This window comes from Flavobacterium aciduliphilum (genome assembly GCF_003268855.1).
Classification (GTDB): domain Bacteria; phylum Bacteroidota; class Bacteroidia; order Flavobacteriales; family Flavobacteriaceae; genus Flavobacterium; species Flavobacterium aciduliphilum.
In genome coordinates this window covers 16880-36959 of sequence record NZ_QLSZ01000006.1, presented here as the reverse complement: position 1 = coordinate 36959, position 20080 = coordinate 16880, and the positions used below count along the sequence as shown (strand labels likewise).

The following is a 20080-nucleotide window of genomic DNA, read 5'->3' as shown; positions in this document are numbered from 1 at the left end:
AAAATTAAAACTCTGCATTCTGTGGAGTTCTTGGAAAAGGAATCACGTCTCTAATATTAGTCATTCCAGTTACAAACAGCACCAATCGTTCGAATCCTAGACCAAATCCTGAATGCACGGCACTTCCAAAACGGCGCGTATCCAAATACCACCATAATTCTTCTTCATCAATACCCAGTACTTTCATTTTTTCTATCAAGACGTCGTAGCGTTCTTCTCTTTGTGACCCTCCTACAATTTCTCCAATTCCAGGGAAAAGGATGTCCATAGCACGTACTGTTTTTCCATCTTCATTTAAACGCATGTAGAAAGCTTTAATGTTGGCTGGATAATCAAACAAAATAACAGGACATTTGAAATGTTTTTCTACTAAGTAACGCTCATGCTCACTTTGTAAATCGGCACCCCATTCATTGATGAGGTATTGAAATTTTTTCTTTTTATTTGGAGTTGAATCTCTTAAAATATCAATAGCTTCAGTATAAGAAACACGCTTGAAGTTGTTTTTTAAGACAAAATTCAATTTCTCTAATAATGTCATTTCACTACGTTCGGCTTGAGGTTTTGATTTTTCTTCTTCCAACAAGCGACTTTCTAAGAATTTTAAATCGTCGGGACATTTATCCAGGGTATATTTAATCACATATTGGATAAAATCTTCGGCTAAATCCATATTGTCATCCAAATCATTGAAAGCTACTTCGGGTTCAATCATCCAAAATTCCGCCAAGTGACGAGACGTATTGGAATTTTCTGCACGAAATGTGGGTCCAAACGTATACACCTGACCCAATGCCATCGCATATGTTTCTGCTTCTAACTGTCCCGAAACAGTCAAATTAGTGTGCTTTCCGAAAAAATCTTTTTTATAGTCAATCGCACCCTCCTCCGTTATTGGTAAATTATCTACGGGCAAAGCAGTAACTTGAAACATTTCTCCAGCTCCTTCTGCATCAGCTCCAGTAATAATCGGAGTATTTACATAGACAAACCCTTTTTCTTGGAAATAGGTATGAACGGCATGTGCCAATACTGAACGAACTCTCATAATGGCTCCAAAAGCATTGGTACGCACTCGTAAATGCGCATTTTCTCTCAAAAATTCTAAGGAATGTTTCTTGGGTTGCATGGGAAATTTCTCTGCATCTGAGTCTCCTAAAATTTCTAAATGAGAAACTTGAATTTCAAATTTCTGTCCAGCACCTTGACTTTCTACCAATTGTCCAATAACTGAAACAGCTGCACCAGTAGTGATTCGTTTTAAGGTCGTTTCTGGAGTATTTTCAAAATCCACAACACATTGAATGTTGTTTATTGTAGACCCATCATTCAAGGCGATAAATTGATTGTTTCTAAAAGTTCTTACCCACCCTTTGGCATTAACTTCATAATTCACTTTTGAACTATTCAATAAATCTTTAACTTTTGTATGCTTCATGGTACTATTTCCTAAATATTAATTTGATGCTGTAATTAGTGCAAATATAATTTTTTCTTGTGAAATTAAATTACTCCATTTCACTCTCTTGATGTTCCATTTGGGATTTGAGCGTATTGAACGCATCTTCATCAAGATATTTCCCTTTTCCATTCCATCGTTCTGTAGTCAAAACCAAAGCTGGAAGAACCAACAGATTAGCAAACATGGCAAAGGTAAGCGTTACCGATATTAACCCTCCAAGAGCGATGGTTCCACTAAAACTCGATAACGTAAAAATGGCAAATCCAAAGATTAATACAATGGATGTATAGAATGTACTCACTCCGGTTTCATGAACCGCACTGAGTACGGATTTTTTTATTTTCCCTTTGTTATGTATCAAATCATGTCGGTATTTTGCCATAAACTGAATGGCATTGTCAACCGAAATTCCAAATGCAATGCTAAAGACCAAAATGGTAGAAGGTTTTAGTGGAATGCCAAAATACCCCATCAATCCAGACGTAATGCAAAGCGGAAGAATGTTGGTAACCACCGAAGCAAAAATCATCTTCCACGATCGGAACATATAGGCCATCAATCCTGCGATGAGTAATATAGCAAAAATCAATGATTCTATTAAGTTTTCAACCAAATAAGCTGTTCCTTTTTGAAAAACTAAGGCTTTTCCTGTGAGTTTCACTTCAAAACGATCGGCAGGAAAAAGATGGTGAATTTTATCCAAAAGTTTGTGCTCAATTAAGGCCATTTCCTCCGTACCACTATCCTTCATAAAAGTGGTGATTCGAGCATATTGTCCTGTCGAATCCACATAACTTTTCATAATATTTTCCTTGGTGTTTTTAGTGGCATTTTTGGCATAACTCAATATAAAAGCCTGCTCTTGTGAAGTCGGTAATTCGTAATATTCTGGATTTCCATTATAAAAAGCTTGTTTGGAGTATTTCACCAAATTTACAATAGAAACAGGTTTTGAAAGCCCAGGAATACTGTCAATCGTTTGTTGTAAAGCTTCCATTTTTCTAATGGTTGATGCCTTCATTACTCCTTTCTTTCTTTTGGTGTTAATCATAATTTCCAAAGGTTGCACCCCATTGAATTCCTTTTCAAAAAACAAAATATCTTTAAAAAAAGAGGCGCTTTTCGGCATTTCTCCAATCAAACTTCCAGAAACTTTCATTTTAGACACTCCCACCACACTAAAAATAAGCAGCAATCCATAAATAACATAAATAGTGGTTCGTTTGTTGCGCACCACGTGGTCTACCCAATTGAGCAAGGAAGCCAAATAATTTTTATTCAAATGCTTCAAATGCTTCTCTTTGGGAATGTCCATAAAACTGTACACAATAGGCACAATAACAAGAGTAAGCAAATATACCGTAATGACGTTGATAGAAGTGACCAATCCAAATTCATACAGCAATTCATTTCCTGTAATCATAAACGTAGCAAACCCAATCGCTGTGGTCATGTTGGTCATTAAGGTAGAAACACCAATTTTTGAAATCACACGCTGCAAGGCTTTCGCCTGATTGTTGTGGTTTTTAATTTCTTGTTGGTATTTATTGATAAGGAAAATGCAATTGGTAATCCCAATAACAATGATTAATGGTGGTATAATCGCAGTTAATATGGTAATTTTATAATGAAACAAACCAAGGGTTCCAAAAGACCACATCACTCCAAAAATTAATATACAAATAGACAGAAATGTAGCACGGAAAGAACGGAAAAATAAATAAAAAATAAGCGAGGTAATAAACAAGGCTACACCAATGAAAAGCCCAATCTCGCCTTTCATATTTTCTGTATTGATGGTTCTAATATAGGGCATCCCCGATACTTTCAAATCTACTTTTGTTTGATTTTCAAAAGCCGTAATTACGGGAACTAGTTTCTTTAGGATAAACTCTTTTCGAATGGGACTGTTAACAATTTTTTTGTTCAAATAAAGCGCCCCTCTAATACTGCCGCTCTTTTTATTAAACAACAACCCTTCATAAAAAGGAAGTCTTGTGAAAAGTTCGGTCTTTACAGAAGATAAATAGGCTTGATCAAGCTCTCGTTTTGGATCCATCAAAGGCACCAATTCAAACTTCTCATGAATCGTATCTTTTCGAAGTTTTTTCAAATCGTTGATGGAAACCACCAAGTCGACTTCTTTATTTTTTTTCAAAGCAGTCATCATGACATTCCATGCTTGAAATACCTTAGGAGTGAAAAAACGAGCATCTTTAACACCAATAACGACCAAATTTCCCTCTTCACCAAAGGTGTTTAAAAATTGGGTATAATCTTTATTGGCTGGGTGATCTTTCGGAAGTAAATTGGCTTCGTTGTAGGTCATCCCAACATTTTTCCATTGAAAGGCCAAGAAAACAGTAAGTAAAAAAACTACTATGAGTATTGTTATTCTGTTTCGAAGCACAATTCCAGCAATTACTTCCCAAAAACCCGCGGTTAATTTCTTTTTCATGGTTGAAATTAAAAATGAGTGCAAAGGTAATGAAAACAACAAAAATAAAGATATAAATCAAATGCTTTTTAGGGTGTTGTTTAATCAAAAAAATATGTTTTTTTTATGGTTTAGTAACTTACTTTGTTAAAGATTTTCTCATATTTGTAACAACCAAAAATCATGCAATGAAAAATATAAAAAATGCACTATTCTATCTAGGGGTTACGGGTGGTTTTATTTCACTCATGTTTTGGATTGTTTCCAAAGGACGAATGCTTGAAATAGGGAGAAACATAATCGCGAAGACTTCTAAAGATACGTTATTTCATCAGTTTTTGGAATCAATGGTGCATAATATCAAACATCCTTTGGCTATCTTACTTTTACAAATCATTACCATTGTGGTAGTAGCTCGTTTTTTTGGATGGATTTTTAGAAAAATTGGACAACCTACTGTTATTGGCGAAATCATTGCGGGTATTTTTTTGGGGCCTTCAGTAGTGGGAATGTATTTTCCAGAGTATTCAGCGCTTCTTTTTCCGGCAGAATCTCTAGGTAATTTACAGTTTTTAAGTCAGATAGGATTGATTCTTTTTATGTTTGTCATTGGGATGGAGTTGGATTTAAAAGTGCTAAAAAACAAAGCCAATGATGCCATTGTAATTAGCCATGCAAGTATTGTCATCCCTTTTGCTTTAGGAATTGGACTTTCCTATTTTATCTATCAAAACAAGCAATTTACGCCTGCTGGAGTCGATTTTTTATCGTTTAGTTTGTTTATGGGAATTGCCATGAGTATTACGGCCTTTCCAGTTTTGGCCCGTATTGTTCAAGAGCGTGGCATTCACAAAACCAAATTGGGAACCATAGTTATAACTTGTGCCGCTGCCGATGATATTACGGCTTGGTGCATTCTTGCCGCTGTGATTGCCATTGTAAAAGCAGGAACTTTTGTGAGCGCTATTTATGTTATTTTACTTGCCACATTGTATGTTTTGACGATGCTTTTTGTGGTGAAACCTTTTTTGAAAAAAATAGGCGATTTGTATGCCACTCGAGAAAATCTGAGTAAACCTGTAGTGGCTATCTTCTTATTGACTTTGATTATTTCTTCCTATTGTACCGAAGTTATTGGAATTCATGCGCTTTTTGGAGCTTTTATGACAGGGGCTATCATGCCCGATATTTCTAAAATTCGAAACATCATCATTGAAAAAATTGAAGATGTGTCTTTAATATTATTATTGCCCCTCTTCTTTGTGTTTACCGGACTTCGTACGCAAATCGGATTAATCAATGATGCCTATTTATGGCAAATTACCGGATTAATCATCGGTGTTGCTGTGGTAGGTAAATTTTTAGGTAGTGCGCTTGCTGCAAAATTTGTAGGTCAGAATTGGCGCGATAGTCTCACGATTGGGGCATTAATGAACACCCGAGGGTTGATGGAGTTGGTGGTGCTCAACATTGGTTACGATTTGGGTGTTTTGTCCACAGAAGTATTTACCATGATGGTTATTATGGCTTTAGTGACTACATTTATGACGGGACCTGCTATAGATATAATTAATTTTGTTTTTAAACGGAAAGAAGTGCTTATTCCCAACGAAATCATTCAGAACAGTTCCTTTAAAATACTCATCTCTTTCGGGAATAATGAAAAAGGGAAATCGTTACTCCGATTGGCACATAGTTTTGTGAAAAAACAAAAAGAAAACACCAACATCACAGCGTTGCATTTGTCCTTGAGTGATGAAGTTCATTCCTATAATTTACAAGATTACGAACGTGAAACCTTCGAGCCCATCTTGGTCGAATCAAAAGTACTGCAACAAGAACTTTCAACGATTTTTAAATCGACCGTCGATATTGAAACCGATATTGCCGATATTGCTTCACGAGGCGAATATGATTTGGTGTTGGTTGGCTTGGGGAAATCTATTTTTGAAGGCTCTTTATTGGGTAAAGTGCTTGGTTTTACTACCCGAATTATAAATCCCGACCGACTTATAGACAAGTTTACAGGAAAAGAAGGATTGTTTGAAAATTCCCCATTTGACGACCGAACCCGCCTTATCATTTCAAAAAGTAAAAAGCCTCTAGGAATATTAGTCGATAAAGATTTGACTGCAGTCAACGAAGTTTTTGTACCTATTTTTAGTAAAGACGATGCCTTTTTGGTAGACTATGCTCAAAAACTTATTGTAAACAATGATTCAAGAATTACCGTTTTGGAAATCAACAATCAAGTAAGCAGTAATTTTGTGATTGAAAATGCGGTAAACACCCTTACAGAGCACTATCCAAATCACATGGATTTAATTCATGAAAGTGATATGAAAGCAGGGTTTTTAATCAAACAAGATTTGATGCTTATTTCGCTAGAAAGTTGGAAAAAACTAGTGGATTCCCAAAGTGTATGGTTGAGTAATGTGCCTTCGGTATTGATTATTAAGCCTTAAAGGCTGTATAACTATGGAGTTCCAAGAAAAGAACACAAATTTGTGTATCACTAACTTTGACACATGAGGTGTCATTATGTATCATTTTATTCGATTTAAGGCTTTATCAAATGTAAAAAAACGAGCAATAGTGCTCGTCTTTCTTACTTTAATTTTATAAAATGGTTTGATTTACAAATGGTTAAGTTTAATAAAATTGTTTATCACTAACTTTGGAACATTACCTGTCTTTTAATTTATTTGTAATTAATCTCCTCTATAAATCCTTTTAACAATACTGTCTTTTTTGCTATAAGTGATTGAAAAATTACCTGATGAACTTATTGGAGATTCATATAAAGCAATAAACTCTTCTGGTTCAAAGTCATCAGTTTGTATCTTATATGGTTTTCTTTTCATAATTAATATGACTTGATTGTAATGCATACCTATCTTGATGTTTTTTAAGTTTTTTAAATTATTATTTTCTATAGTACATTGTTTTAAGAAATATAAAATTAGTACAGCCAAAAAAATTAAAATTATAATTTTATACTTTTTCATAATTATTAATGTTTAGGTATGTTTGCCATAATAGCAGGTTGTAAAGTTCTATATTGAGTTAAGATAAATCTTTTAAAATCATATGCCCCCCCGCTCCCGCGCGAATCCTTTCGCGTGGCGTTACAATTTAAAATACTTAAAAACACAAACACCATCTAACAATCCTTTTTCTCCTGCATAGTTTGGAGCACTGCTATATTTATAATCTTCAGGTCTGAATACAATGCCTTCTTCAACAGGATTGTTGTGTATATAATCTATTTTTTGCTGAATTACTTCATTACTCCACAACTCGATTGGTTTGTTGTCATGTCGCCAAAATTGAAAATGGGTAGTATTTGAACTTTTTGTTGCTTCTTTTTTAAAGTAGTCTAATAAAAACTCTTTTCTGCTTTCTTTTGGATTTTCTTGAATAGCCTTTATGATACTTCTGCTAGTAAATCTTTTAAAATCTCCTAATAATAATTCAGGTTTTTGATTGTCAACACTTCTAAAAATTAAATGCACATGATTGGTCATAATGCACCAAGCATGAATTTCCATGCCTTTGTTTTTTTGACAAAATTCTAAACTTTCTAAAAGTAAATCCTTGTATTCGTTTCTAGTAAATATATCTAACCAGCCTACAACAGCAAAGCTAACAAAATACAACCCCTCAGAATTATGAAACTTGTAACTTCGGCTCATACGTTTTTTTTATCAAAATTACTAAAAACTTTCTGGCTTATCAAGAACCACGCGAAAGGATTCGCGCGGGAGCGGGGGAATAAATTTGAGAGAAATAAATAACGATAAAAGCATAAACATCATAACTGTATTAAGAAATAACATCCCGGAATAAAGCCCTGCAACAAGTTGCTCTTCTCTAACACCAACTCTTTTTATCAAAACAAATGGCTTGTAAATGCAATAATAAATAAATTCAAATAGTTTCATAGGTTTACTTTTTTTTTATAGTCTTCAACCCCTGCTACCGCCGTGTGGTTTTCTAAATTTCCTATCTTCAACATTATAAGATAATGTAAAGTAATTATTTTTTCTTCTAGTTTACAATTGCAACGCGAAGAAATTCTTGCGTGAGCGTGGGACATTTGCGGAGCTTTTTACAGGAACTCTTTGCGGAGCTGGTTCATTTTTCCCATTTATTTTCTTTTTTTCCTTCCTTTGAACCAATATCTCGGATTTGCAATCCGTGCCCACAATCAATATTAAAACAAATCTAGCAAAATAATTTCTAGCACAGACGATTCAATAAAAAAACTATCCTTTTATCTTAGTGTTTTTTTGCTCTTTATGGGTGCGGATTGCGCAAGAGGTTTCACCCGAACTGATGAAATACATTCAAGCTATCTATAAAAAAACCGCAGCATGTAAAAACCCATCCGTTTCTTTTGTTTTTTTAAAACCCTAAGTCTAAAACATAACTTAGCTTTATCGATAGATTTTCATCCCATTGAGGCAAGGCATTAGGACCATAGCGCACAAAAAACGTGAGGCCAAAGCCTTTATAGATCTGGTTGGCTTCAAGGCCGCTTTCAAAAAAACCTTTATCGAGGGTTTTATATTGAAATCCGAGGTATTGCTCGGGTTTGTCCATCGTTCCCCATGCCATTCGGGTCACGACTGTAAGTTCGGGTTTGATTTTGTTGGCCAATTTAATCTTGTTAAAAGTGTGTTTGGCATGAAAAGTAATGTATTTACTAGAAAAGAATTCGTTGAAATACATGGTTTCAAAACTATTTCTTCCCGAGAACGTAATCCGTTTCAACACACTTTCTTTGTTTAGATTATTGGGCGCAATACTGTATAAATGTGTAAGAGGAATCGCCCCAGAAGCCAATCCTCCTTGAAGTAAAAAAGACGAATTTTGCCCCGACAAATACGGAATTTCATGTACGATTCTAAAATCTACTTTGGTAAAATCAAAGTTTCCTCCCAAGACATTAGCCAAGGATTTAGTGATTTGAAGCGAAAATTTTGGGAATCGTTTTTCAATTTCAAGTCGCCCCGACGCGGTTTGCATGTAGTCACTAAAAGGATTCCATTGCATAGCCACTTGAATGGTGGTAAAGATGTAGTTTGAATAATCCTTTTCGTTGTAATGAAATAGGTATTCAAAGAGCGGTTGCACGCTACTGCGGGAACATCCAAAATAAATATCTGTTTTTGGGGCGGCTTTGGTTTCTATAAAACTTGAAAAACTTTTGTTGCTGTAGAAGGTCGAAATGTTAATAGGTCTTGAATCATAGAGTTTAAAACGGCGGGATTGTGTAGCGAATTGGATTTGTCCAATTTCACTCAAATCATCGCTGTAGGAACCACTTACCCAAGTGTTGGTCTCCTTGTTTATTAAATAGGAAGGTGTGATGCCAAACTTAACTTTTTCATCTTTAAATCCATAGGCTGCATACCCACTGATTTTGTAGGTTTCTGAAAATTTTGAATTGGTTACACCTCCAATGCCCAAACGAAATCCTTCAAAATTGTTGTATTTTAAAAGCGTTTTCATATCAAAATCTACCTTGTGATAAGGCAAATAGCCATTGATGATTTTCTTCCCAAATACAATTTTATTTTCAATATTTTCAGCGGCCGACAAGCTGTCTAAACTGGTATAGGTGTTTATTTTACGAACATCAATACTGTCTTTTCTGATGGTTTTCCAATAGGAATCGGGTTTTGAAATACTCGATTCTGGAACGTCTATTTTTATACTCGGATTTTGGATTTGTACGGTTGCCGTATTGATGTGAATATCAAACGGGGTAGATTCGAGTTTGAGGTAAATTTGATCGGAAGCATTTTTGTCGATTTTTTCCAAACTGGAATTGAATTTTATGGTTTCTCCCAAAATGGTTAAATCTTCTTTATTGTTTCCTTTTACTACTTCAAACAGCCTTTTTTTGGGAAACCAAATATGGTGTTCGGTAAGATAAGTGTAAGTATACGACGCATTGATGCTTACAATCCCATAAATTCTAAAGAACGCTTTGGCAATCCCATAATTTTCGGCATCGATATACAACAGCCCTCTAAGGGTACTTTCTTTATTTTTTTTGGGTTGAAAGTAAACCTGGTAGGTCTTCCGATGGTCTATGGTTACGGTGTCTACAATTTTAAAAACAAATATATTGCGACCATACGTTGAAATGGGATTACGAATGGGTATTTCTAAAATATCAATATGTTTTTCATAGAGCGAATAGGTGACCAAGTTGAGTCCCAATATTTCATACAATGGTTTTTTAAATCCAGCCATTCGAGTGGCCAAAATGGTTTCTTTAGTGCCTTTGGCATTGTGTTGGATGCGGTTGACTTTTTCAGTTTGATATAAATGCTGCTTCTCGACAAGCTTTCTAAATTTATAATTGGAAGAATCCAATTTTACTTTTCTTTTGCCCCAAAAGTTTTTCTTAATGACGGTATCAATCTTACTCGAAATAGAATCGGGATTGGCAGAAATTAATAGATGTTCATAGTTTTTATAATCAAAATCACGCAAGGCTTTTTCGGGATTGTTTTTATCCTTTTCTTGTATTGCTTTTTTGATGAGTTGATTGACTGCATTTTCTGTAAGTATTTCTTGATTTTTTTGGGTGGTATTAGACACCATTTTAATCACGATATTTTTAGCTCCTAGGGTTTGATAATAGGTTTTGTCATAATATCCTTTATAGGAAATCACAATAGGTTTGGCATCATCAGTTAGTGTGATGGAAAATTTTCCTTCCCAATTGGAAAACTGTGTCGTGTTATTGTACGTGATTTTTGCAAAAGCAATGGGTACAGAAGTATCAAAATCAAGTACTTGTGCTTGTATTGTTTTTTGAGAAAAGGCAAACTGAACTATGAAGAATAGTAGAAAAAAGGCTACTTTTTTTATAGAATGTAAGTTTCGCAATCGTGTCATGTCCTTGCAAATGTAACAATAAAAAAATCCGCTCAAACAAGTGAACGGATTTTAAGTAAGTTTTAACGAAGTTATACTTTCATGATTTCAACTTCTTTTTGAGCCAAGTGTTCGTCAATTTTTTTGATATAACTGTCGGTCATTTTTTGTATTCTTTCTTCGGCTACTTTACACACATCTTCAGCCACTCCTTCTTTTTCAGCTTTTTTAATGTCTGTATTAGCTTCTTTTCTGTGATTACGCACGCCAATTTTAGCTTCTTCCGCTTCGTGTTTGGCTTGTTTTACTAAATCTTTACGACGTTCTTCTGTTAATGGGGGTACACTAATAATAATTACATCACCATTATTCATAGGGTTAAAACCAAGATTGGCAATCATAATTGCTTTTTCAATAGGGTTTAACATACTTTTTTCATAAGGCTGAATCGTAATAGTTCTGGCATCGGGAGTGTTCACATTAGCTATTTGTGATAGCGGTGTTTGCGAACCGTAATAGTCTACAAAAACGCTTCCTAACATTTGAGGAGACGCTTTTCCAGCACGAATATTTAAAAATGATTTTTCTAAATGCGCTACTGAACTGCTCATTGCTTCATTAGCTTCATCGATTATAAAGTCAATTTCTTCCATTTTTTTATTACATTTAATGTTTTAGAGTATCGTTGATGTTGTCTTCACTATCGTTTATACTTGAAAATTATATATGTACAACAGTTCCTACATTTTCGCCTTCACAAATTTTTAGTAGGTTTCCTTTTGTATTCATATCAAAAACTACAATAGGTAGTTTGTTTTCTTGACTCAAAGTAAAGGCCGTAGTATCCATAACATTCAATCCTTTTTTGAGTACATCTTCAAACGAAATATAATCAAACTTAACCGCAGAAGTATCTTTTTCTGGGTCGGCGGTATAAATTCCGTCTACTCTTGTCCCTTTTAAGATCACGTCTGCATCTACCTCAACCCCACGCAATACTGCGGCTGTATCGGTTGTAAAATAAGGGTTTCCTGTCCCCGCACCAAAAATGACAATTCTCCCTTTTTCTAAATGGCGCACCGCTCTTCTTTTGATATAAGGCTCTGCAATAGCTTCAATTTTCAAAGCAGTTTGTAATCGGGTTTGCATTCCTTTGTCTTCTAAAGCCCCCTGCAACGCCATCCCATTAATTACGGTGGCTAACATTCCCATATAATCACCTTGTACTCTATCCATACCATTACTAGCTCCGGCTACACCTCTAAAAATATTACCTCCTCCAATTACAATGGCAATTTCCACTCCTTTGTCGTGAATTTGTTTGATGTCGTCTGCATATTCTGCAAGAATTTTTGGGTCAATACCATATTGACGTTCGCCCATCAAGGCTTCTCCACTCAATTTTAGTAGTATTCTTTTATATTTCATTACTCTTTGATTATTGTTTTTAGTTGTGTCAAATAGTTGTTTATGTTCTCGTTATGCTTCCTAAATAGCATTCAGAATACCCTAACAAGATTCAAATATTGTGAGGCAAATATACACATTTCTGTATTTCCTTACTAGGTAAAAAATCAAGTTATGTAACATTTCTTACAGTAGTATTTTTTTCAGTTGCTATCTTTGTCGCCACAAACAAATATACTATGAATCCAATTATTGCCAATAGCATTACCAACAGTTTCACCTATGAAGCGTATCGTCATTTGGTAGCAACCTATGCTCAAGAAGGAAAAACATCGGGACATACCCAAACGGAGGCGTACATCAACTATACAAAATTGAATGAATCTCGAATGCATCGTTTGGACAAAACGATAGAAGTGTTGGAAGATGTTAAATCAAAATTAGCACAAATTCCCAAACGTTACATTTGGCTAGTTCTTGCAGAAACGTGGTGTGGTGATGCAGCACAAGTACTTCCCGTAATTCATAAAATGGCCGAAGTCAATACGAACATTGATTTAAAAATTGTGTTGCGTGATGAGCATGAGGAATTGATGCAGTTGTTTTTAACAAACGGGACGCAATCCATTCCAAAATTAATAATTATTGACACTGAAAAAGAAGACGTTATAGCCGATTTTGGTCCCAGACCGCAAGGCGCTAAGCAGTTAATTCTAGATTATAAAAAAGCGCATGGTGTGGTAGATGAAGCGGCAAAAATTGAATTACAAAAATGGTATTTAGCCAATAAAGGTGTTGAAATTCAACAAGAAATTATGGCTTTGTTGAATTGATGGTAAAAACTTACAGCGTTAGCGAAACGTTTATGAGGTAAATGAACGTTCAAATTTTTCGGGAGTTATTGCATTTTCAACAGAAAATTCGCCTATTTTAGTGCGTCGAAGCGCGGTTAAATGCCCTCCTGAATGCAGTGCTTTTCCAAAGTCAAAAGCTAAAGAGCGAATGTAAGTTCCTTTACTACATTGTACTCTAAAATCAATTTCGGGTAAAGCTATTCTTGTAATTTCAAATTCGTAGAGGGTTGTTTTTCTGGCTGTAATTTCAACTTCTTCGCCTGCACGGGCATGTTCGTACAATCGTTTTCCGTCTTTTTTAATAGCAGAAAAAACAGGCGGCTTTTGGTCTATTTCTCCCAAAAATTGTTTGGTGGTTTCTCGAATAACTTCTTCCGTGAGATGTGCTGTTGGATATGTCGCATCGATTTCGGTTTCCAAATCGTAGGAGGGCGTAGTTGCCCCAAGGGTTATGGTTCCCGTATATTCTTTGGTTTGTGCTTGGATTTCGTTGATTTTCTTTGTGAATTTCCCCGTACAAATAATCAATAAGCCCGTGGCTAGAGGATCTAACGTTCCCGCATGACCAATTTTAAATTTCTTTGGAAGGTCGAAGCGTCGTTTTAAAATGTATTTCAATTTATTCACCGCTTGAAAAGAACTCCATGTTAACGGTTTGTCAATTAAAATGATTTGACCTTCTAAAAAATCCTCGGCAGTCATTATATCACATCTAATTTTTGAATGAAGAAGTGAATCACTAAAAGGGCTACTCCAATGGTAATTCTGTAATATCCAAACGCTTTAAATCCGTTTTTACTTAAATACCCAATAAACGTTTTGATAGCTAAAAGCGCCACAACAAATCCGACTACGTTACCAATAATTAAGAGATTGATTTGCTCGTGAGTGAGTACAAAGCCTTCTTTGTAATAATCGTAACATTTTTTTACCGTTGCCCCCAACATAGTAGGAACCGCTAAAAAGAAAGAGAATTCGGCCGCTGTGGTTCGAGATAATTTTTGAGACATTCCTCCTACAATACTTGCCCCACTACGAGACACTCCAGGAATCATCGCCAAACATTGGAATAATCCAATTTTTACTGCGGTTAAATAGGTTATATTTTCTTGAGAAGCAACTTCTGTTTTAGTGGAAAACCATTCGTCTACTTTTAGTAAAATAATCCCACCAACGAGTAATGAAATAGCAACCGTCACGGGATTTTCCATCAACGCATCTATTTTTTTACTAAAAAGCAACCCAAATACCACCGCTGGAATAAACGCTGCAATCAGTTTGAAATAAAAATCAATACTTTGAAAGAAGCGTTTAAAATATAAAATAACTACCGACAAGATGGTTCCTAACTGAATGACTACTGTAAACAGTTTGGTAAATTCTTGGTGAGAAATTCCCATAAAAGAACTGGCAATAATCATGTGTCCTGTTGAAGAAATAGGTAAAAATTCGGTGATGCCCTCAATAATAGCAAGTATGATTGACTGTAAATAATTCATTTTTAATAATAAGTAATTAGTAAAAAGTGATTAGTGAAGTGTAAGTCGTTTTTGGACAGGTTATTTACTTTTCACTAATTACTAGATTTTGACTTTTTAAAAATAGCATAAATCGTGATTCCAAAACCAATCAAAACGGTGGTGGGCGCTAATCGAATTCTTCTGAAACTAAACAATTCAGATTCGTTAAACACTTTTGGGTTATCGCTTCCGCCGCCACACATTAGAATAAATCCTAGAGCAATCACTACGATTCCAATAAATAAAAAAGTATAATTGATTTTATCAAAAAGGAAATCAGGTTTTTGTTCGTTATTTTTCATCATGTCTTTTTTCTTTTGTCTTTTTTCTATATTCTTTTTAGTATAAATCGTCTGTTCTTAAATTTAGGAAACGTTGTGTAGCAAAATAGGTTCCAATTCCTGTTATGATGACACCCAAAAGCAACACCATAAGAAGTACTGCTCCAGTCAATAGACCATCATGAAAAATATCTAAAGCAGGGAAGTTGGTTGAAACATAAAGAAGGACACCTATCAAAGCGGCAATAGCAAGTACCGATCCAATTAAACCAAGAAGAATGCTTTTAAGAATAAATGGTTTTCGGATAAAGGCTTTCGTAGCTCCAACCATTTGCATGGTTTTAATGATAAATCTTTTGGAATAAATAGACAATCGCAACGAGCTATTAATAAGTAGAATTGAAATTACAGTAAACAGCCCACTTATGATTAATACCCAGATGCTCACCGATTTAATGTTGTCGTTTACCAACGTAATCAATTGTTTGTCATACACCACATCGGCCACCATCGGATTTTTTCTAACATCATATTCAATTTTAGAAAAACCAGGATTGGTAACATAATCGGCTTTTAAATGAATGTCGTAAGAATTGTATAGAGGGTTGGCACCCAAGAATTCTGTAAAATGTTCGCCAAGGGCTTTTTCATGTTCTTTGGCAGCTTCTTCTTTGGAAATAAATTTGAAATCTTTGGCATATTTTCCAGTCTGCATTTCGGTTTCAAAGGCTTTGAAGACAGTGTCATTGGCTTCATTTTTAAAGAAAACAGTCATCACAATATCTTCTTTAAAATTATCGGAAAGCCTTTTCGAATTAATTACAAACAAACCCAACAAACCTAAAAGAAAAAGCACTAGAAAAATACTTAAAACCACCGAAAAGTAAGATGAAATTAATCTGCGCTTTTGAAATTTGTCAAAATTAGATGCCATAGGTAATCATTTAAGCCGTAAAAATATAAAAGTATTTGCTTATTTTTTGCAAATAACGTTTAAAGTTTTGACTTTAGTACAATAAATGTAAATTTGTGCCCAATTAGTATAAACATTAACTTTCGATTAACTTTCAAGATTTTAGAGTAAAATTTTATCAAAGTGTATTCATACAAGTAAATGTGTTTAGTAACGCTAATTTTTTTACGGATTAAAATAAAATTAGGTCACTCGGAATATCTGTCGAACATGATTCTATTAATTTAGAATCTCAGTAACTCAGAATCTCAGTAACTCAGAACCTTAAAATATGAAATACTTCCACGAACAAATCGAAGCCAAATGGCAAAAATACTGGGCAGAACACCAAACCTTTGCCGCCTCTAATAATTCCGATAAGCCAAAATATTATGTTTTAGACATGTTCCCGTATCCATCAGGAGCCGGATTGCATGTGGGTCACCCACTTGGGTACATTGCTTCCGATATTGTTGCGCGGTACAAACGTCATAAAGGATTCAATGTGTTGCATCCACAAGGGTACGATTCGTTTGGTTTGCCTGCGGAACAATATGCGATTCAAACGGGGCAACATCCAGAAAAAACGACTCGTGAAAATATTGCACGCTATCGGGAACAATTGGATAAAATAGGATTTTCATTTGATTGGAGTAGAGAAGTGCGTACTTCAAATCCTGATTATTACAAGCATACCCAATGGATTTTTATTCAATTATTCAATTCGTGGTACAATAATGATTCAGACAAAGCTGAAGCTATTGCTACTTTAATTTCCATTTTTGAAAAAGAGGGAAATGTTGCTGTAAATGCAGTTTGTGATGATAACATTACACCATTTACAGCTTCTGAATGGAACGCTTTTACATCGGAAGAACAACAAAAAATACTATTACAATACAGATTAACATATTTAGCAGAAACCGAAGTGAATTGGTGTCCCGCATTAGGAACCGTTTTAGCCAACGATGAAATCATAAATGGCGTTTCTGAGCGTGGCGGACATCCAGTGATTCGTAAAAAAATGACGCAATGGTCGATGCGCATTTCAGCCTATGCTGAACGATTATTACAAGGTTTAGAGACCCTCGATTGGAGCGAATCCATCAAAGAATCACAAAGAAACTGGATTGGAAAATCAGTTGGTGCGTCGGTTAAGTTTAAAGTCAAAAGTCAAAAGTCAAAAGAAAATGAACTTTCAGACATTGTACTTTTAACTTTCGACTACATAGAAGTTTTCACAACAAGACCTGATACCATTTTTGGAGTTACGTTCATGACTTTGGCTCCAGAGCACGAATTGGTTTCACAAATCACAACACCCGAACAAAAAGCAGCCGTTGAGGCTTATGTTGAGGCTACGGCAAAGCGTTCCGAAAGAGAACGTATGGCGGATGTAAAAACCATCTCGGGAGTGTTTACTGGTGCGTATGCGGAACATCCGTTTACTAAAGAACCGATTCCCGTTTGGATTGGCGATTACGTGTTGGCAGGCTATGGAACTGGAGCTGTAATGGCGGTTCCCTGTGGAGATGAACGCGATTATGCATTCGCGAATTTCTTTAAAGGAACGTACGGAATGCCAGAAATTAAAAACATTTTCAATCAAGATATTTCTGAAGCGGCTTATGGTGAAAAAGGTGGCTTCGAATTAGTAAACTCTGATTTCCTAAACGGATTGGGGTACAAAGAAGGAACCAAAAAAATAATCGAAGAATTAGAAAAAATAGGACAAGGGAATGGCAAAACCAACTACCGTTTGCGAGATGCCGTGTTCTCTCGTCAACGTTATTGGGGCGAACCGTTTCCGGTATATTATGTGAACGGATTGCCACAAATGATTGATGCCAAACATTTACCAATCGTATTGCCAGAAGTAGAAAAGTATTTGCCTACTGAAGACGGCCAACCACCATTAGGAAATGCCACGACTTGGGCCTGGGATAGTATTCAGTGTTCAGTGGTTAGTAATCAGTTGATTGATAATCAAACTATTTTTCCTTTAGAATTAAACACCATGCCCGGTTGGGCGGGAAGTTCGTGGTATTGGATGCGCTATATGGATGCACGTAATGAAACCGAATTTGCCAGCCAAGATGCATTAAAATACTGGGAAAACGTCGATTTATACATTGGAGGAAGCGAACACGCGACGGGACATTTATTGTATGCTCGTTTTTGGAACAAATTCCTAAAAGATAGAGGCTATGCCCCTACCGAAGAACCGTTTAAGAAATTGATTAATCAAGGAATGATTTTGGGGATGAGTGCGTTTGTGTATAGGATTGAAATTGATACTGTTGAAATTGCTCAAAAACCTGAAACAATCACTATTAATGTAAATAGTATTTTTAATTTTGAAAGTTACATTTGTATTTCAAAGAATATTCTTTTAGAATTGTGTACCGAAAGAAAAAATATATCTGAAGGATTTAAGATTTCAGAAAACAAATTTAATAATGAGTCAATAATTTTTAAGCATCTAAATGAATACCATAATTTAAATCCTGAATTATTAAATCAATGTAAAAAAGGTGAAAGAAAATTACTTTATCATATTTCTCCCATTCACGTTGATTTATCAGTCATCAATGACATTACCAACGAATTAGATATTGAAAAATTCAAAGCTCATCCATTATATTCTGATTATAAAGAGGCCGAATTCATCTTGGAAGATGGCAAATACATCGTGGGTCGCGAAGTAGAAAAAATGTCCAAATCGAAATACAACGTAGTCAATCCCGATGATATTTGTAACGATTATGGTGCCGATACTTTGCGTTTATACGAAATGTTTTTGGGTCCATTGGAACAAGCTAAACCTTGGAATACTGCTGGAATTACAGGAGTTTCGGGTTTCTTGAAAAAACTGTGGCGTTTATACTTTGACGACAAAGGTTTGAATGTAACCAACGACGAACCCACAGCGGAAATGTATAAATCGTTACACAAAACCATCAAAAAAGTGACTGAAGATATCGAAAATTTCTCGTTCAACACGTCGGTATCGCAATTCATGATTTGTGTGAATGAATTGGCTCAGATGAAATGCTATCACAGAGCCATTTTGGAACCCTTAGCTATCGTAATTTCGCCTTATGCGCCACATATTGCGGAAGAATTATGGAGTCAGTTAGGACATGAAGGTTCGATTGCTACCGTAGATTTTCCACTTTTTGAAGCGAAGTATTTAGTAGAATCTGAAAAGGAATATCCTGTATCGTTCAATGGAAAAATGCGTTTCACGATAAAATTACCTTTAGATTTAACTGCCGCTCAAATCGAAGAAATCGTCATGGCAGACGAACGAACACAAGCGCAATTGCAAGGAAGAAAACCAAATAAAGTGATTATTGTTCCAGGAAAAATTATTAACCTAGTAGGCTAAAAAAATGTTAAATACCTTTAAGTCATCCAAATATGAAGATTTTTTTTTTGATATTTGGATTTCTTTTCTTATTTTAAATCATTCAATTATGAAAAAGTTTATGCTCTTTTCGTTACTAGCCATTAGTAGCTATAGTTTTGCTCAAGAAAGCGATACCAAAAAACAAGACATGAATGTAAGTTATTATTTTGGAGTGGGCGCCAATGTGAATAGTCGTTATGCTATAGACGATAAATTGGCCGCCAGTGGCATGCCTGAAACGGTAAAAACGACTCCCGAATTTATCTTCGGAATTGATTATATGGGGAAAAAAGGTTCTTTGGACACGGAGTTTGCATCACAATTTTTTAAAAAATCAAATGAATTTAGTACGAGTTCCGGATCTTCCTTTGCAATTAAATTGCGAGGCCATTATAATTTTGTAAACAGCGCTAAATTTTTGTTTTCTGGAGGATTAAATTTAGCCTATACTACAAATGATTTTAATTTATACGCGTCCAACAATCAAGTGGATTTGAATGCTCTTGGAACGAGCAATGCTAGTTATATTCGTTTGCGTAATGGTATGTTTTATACTGGTCCTTCTATTGCTTTCGGACTTAAAAAAAATGATAAAGTTTCTTTACGTTTGAACATTGGATACGAGTTTGCCTTAATCACAGGAAAATGGAAATCTGATTATGCGGCGGTATCCAATTCATTTACTGAAAACGGACATAATCGATTTGTAATGGGATTGGTGGTTTATTCAAACAGAACAAAATATAAGAAGGATTAAATGAGTTAAATGCAATTTTTGTGGCTTTTTGATATTCATTTTCTTTATATAAGAATTAATGATTAACATATTAAGTTCTTGAATAAAGAACTAAAAAAATA

At 35.1% G+C, this 20080-nt stretch carries 16 protein-coding genes; 4 read left to right on the top strand and 12 right to left on the bottom strand.

The features are described 5' to 3' along the window. Window positions 1-4: 4 nt before the first annotated feature. Both asnS and CLV55_RS07590 read right to left on the bottom strand, forming a co-directional pair. The gene (gene asnS / locus CLV55_RS07595; protein WP_112113160.1) at window positions 5-1438 is read right to left on the bottom strand and encodes an asparagine--tRNA ligase; all 1434 of its coding nucleotides are present in this window, start codon (window positions 1436-1438) and stop codon (window positions 5-7) included. Window positions 1439-1508: 70 nt separating this feature from the next. Continuing rightward, window positions 1509-3920 carry an efflux RND transporter permease subunit gene (locus tag CLV55_RS07590; RefSeq protein ID WP_112113159.1) on the bottom strand — a complete coding sequence of 804 codons (2412 nt, stop codon included), beginning with the start codon at window positions 3918-3920 and terminating at the stop codon, window positions 1509-1511. A 167-nt stretch (window positions 3921-4087) separates the two neighbouring features. On the opposite strand from CLV55_RS07590, the gene CLV55_RS07585 reads away from it, so the two are divergent. Next, on the top strand, window positions 4088-6364 hold the full coding sequence (locus CLV55_RS07585) for a cation:proton antiporter (RefSeq protein ID WP_112113158.1): 2277 nt from the start codon (window positions 4088-4090) through the stop codon (window positions 6362-6364). Between the two features lie 246 nt (window positions 6365-6610). On the opposite strand, the gene CLV55_RS07580 is transcribed toward CLV55_RS07585, so the two are convergent. The 6 genes from CLV55_RS07580 to pyrH all read right to left on the bottom strand — a co-directional run bounded on the left by CLV55_RS07580 (window position 6611) and on the right by pyrH (window position 12224). Continuing rightward, on the bottom strand, window positions 6611-6907 hold the full coding sequence (locus tag CLV55_RS07580) for a hypothetical protein (protein WP_112113157.1): 297 nt from the start codon (window positions 6905-6907) through the stop codon (window positions 6611-6613). 120 nt (window positions 6908-7027) lie between these two features. Continuing rightward, window positions 7028-7594: an REP-associated tyrosine transposase gene (locus tag CLV55_RS07575; RefSeq protein WP_112113156.1), complete on the bottom strand. Its 567-nt coding sequence runs from the start codon at window positions 7592-7594 to the stop codon at window positions 7028-7030. A 21-nt stretch (window positions 7595-7615) separates the two neighbouring features. Further along, entirely contained in the window at window positions 7616-7843 is a 228-nt protein-coding gene (locus tag CLV55_RS07570; protein WP_112113155.1) for a hypothetical protein, read from the bottom strand. Window positions 7844-8306: 463 nt separating this feature from the next. Then, window positions 8307-10817, bottom strand: coding sequence for a DUF5686 family protein (locus CLV55_RS07565; RefSeq protein ID WP_112113154.1), 2511 nt, complete (start codon window positions 10815-10817; stop codon window positions 8307-8309). A gap of 71 nt (window positions 10818-10888) precedes the next feature. Next, a complete protein-coding gene (gene frr, locus CLV55_RS07560) occupies window positions 10889-11449 on the bottom strand; it encodes a ribosome recycling factor (protein WP_112113153.1) in 561 nt (186 codons plus the stop codon). Between the two features lie 67 nt (window positions 11450-11516). After that, entirely contained in the window at window positions 11517-12224 is a 708-nt protein-coding gene (gene pyrH, locus CLV55_RS07555; RefSeq protein ID WP_112113152.1) for a UMP kinase, read from the bottom strand. Between the two features lie 218 nt (window positions 12225-12442). Between pyrH and CLV55_RS07550 the strand changes: the two genes are divergently transcribed. Further along, the gene (locus CLV55_RS07550) at window positions 12443-13036 is read left to right on the top strand and encodes a thioredoxin family protein (protein WP_112113151.1); all 594 of its coding nucleotides are present in this window, start codon (window positions 12443-12445) and stop codon (window positions 13034-13036) included. A gap of 30 nt (window positions 13037-13066) precedes the next feature. Here the strand turns inward: CLV55_RS07550 and truB are convergent, their stop codons facing one another. The 4 genes from truB to CLV55_RS07530 form a co-directional block, all read right to left on the bottom strand. Then, window positions 13067-13759, bottom strand: a complete 693-nt coding sequence (gene truB / locus CLV55_RS07545; protein ID WP_112113150.1) for a tRNA pseudouridine(55) synthase TruB — start codon at window positions 13757-13759, stop codon at window positions 13067-13069. Beyond that, window positions 13759-14556: an undecaprenyl-diphosphate phosphatase gene (locus CLV55_RS07540; RefSeq protein WP_112113149.1), complete on the bottom strand. Its 798-nt coding sequence runs from the start codon at window positions 14554-14556 to the stop codon at window positions 13759-13761. Before CLV55_RS07540 ends, truB begins: the two co-directional genes overlap by 1 nt. Window positions 14557-14630: 74 nt before the next feature. After that, a complete protein-coding gene (locus tag CLV55_RS07535; RefSeq protein ID WP_112113148.1) occupies window positions 14631-14879 on the bottom strand; it encodes a DUF3098 domain-containing protein in 249 nt (82 codons plus the stop codon). A 37-nt stretch (window positions 14880-14916) separates the two neighbouring features. After that, a complete protein-coding gene (locus CLV55_RS07530; RefSeq protein WP_112113147.1) occupies window positions 14917-15792 on the bottom strand; it encodes a cell division protein FtsX in 876 nt (291 codons plus the stop codon). Window positions 15793-16102: 310 nt separating this feature from the next. Here CLV55_RS07530 and CLV55_RS07525 point away from each other — a divergent pair, with 310 nt between their 5' ends. Further along, window positions 16103-19201, top strand: coding sequence for a leucine--tRNA ligase (locus CLV55_RS07525; RefSeq protein WP_112113146.1), 3099 nt, complete (start codon window positions 16103-16105; stop codon window positions 19199-19201). An 88-nt stretch (window positions 19202-19289) separates the two neighbouring features. Further along, window positions 19290-19979, top strand: a complete 690-nt coding sequence (locus tag CLV55_RS07520) for a hypothetical protein (protein WP_146739553.1) — start codon at window positions 19290-19292, stop codon at window positions 19977-19979. Window positions 19980-20080: the final 101 nt, after the last annotated feature.

Bases quoted from the DNA above. Each gene is read 5' to 3' on its own strand.
- asnS (WP_112113160.1), bottom strand. From the start codon at position 1,438: ATGAAGCATACAAAAGTTAAAGATTTATTGAATAGTTCAAAAGTGAAT.
- CLV55_RS07590 (WP_112113159.1), bottom strand. From the start codon at position 3,920: ATGAAAAAGAAATTAACCGCGGGTTTTTGGGAAGTAATTGCTGGAATT.
- CLV55_RS07585 (WP_112113158.1), top strand. From the start codon at position 4,088: ATGAAAAATATAAAAAATGCACTATTCTATCTAGGGGTTACGGGTGGT.
- CLV55_RS07580 (WP_112113157.1), bottom strand. From the start codon at position 6,907: ATGAAAAAGTATAAAATTATAATTTTAATTTTTTTGGCTGTACTAATT.
- CLV55_RS07575 (WP_112113156.1), bottom strand. From the start codon at position 7,594: ATGAGCCGAAGTTACAAGTTTCATAATTCTGAGGGGTTGTATTTTGTT.
- CLV55_RS07570 (WP_112113155.1), bottom strand. From the start codon at position 7,843: ATGAAACTATTTGAATTTATTTATTATTGCATTTACAAGCCATTTGTT.
- CLV55_RS07565 (WP_112113154.1), bottom strand. From the start codon at position 10,817: ATGACACGATTGCGAAACTTACATTCTATAAAAAAAGTAGCCTTTTTT.
- frr (WP_112113153.1), bottom strand. From the start codon at position 11,449: ATGGAAGAAATTGACTTTATAATCGATGAAGCTAATGAAGCAATGAGC.
- pyrH (WP_112113152.1), bottom strand. From the start codon at position 12,224: ATGAAATATAAAAGAATACTACTAAAATTGAGTGGAGAAGCCTTGATG.
- CLV55_RS07550 (WP_112113151.1), top strand. From the start codon at position 12,443: ATGAATCCAATTATTGCCAATAGCATTACCAACAGTTTCACCTATGAA.
- truB (WP_112113150.1), bottom strand. From the start codon at position 13,759: ATGACTGCCGAGGATTTTTTAGAAGGTCAAATCATTTTAATTGACAAA.
- CLV55_RS07540 (WP_112113149.1), bottom strand. From the start codon at position 14,556: ATGAATTATTTACAGTCAATCATACTTGCTATTATTGAGGGCATCACC.
- CLV55_RS07535 (WP_112113148.1), bottom strand. From the start codon at position 14,879: ATGAAAAATAACGAACAAAAACCTGATTTCCTTTTTGATAAAATCAAT.
- CLV55_RS07530 (WP_112113147.1), bottom strand. From the start codon at position 15,792: ATGGCATCTAATTTTGACAAATTTCAAAAGCGCAGATTAATTTCATCT.
- CLV55_RS07525 (WP_112113146.1), top strand. From the start codon at position 16,103: ATGAAATACTTCCACGAACAAATCGAAGCCAAATGGCAAAAATACTGG.
- CLV55_RS07520 (WP_146739553.1), top strand. From the start codon at position 19,290: ATGAAAAAGTTTATGCTCTTTTCGTTACTAGCCATTAGTAGCTATAGT.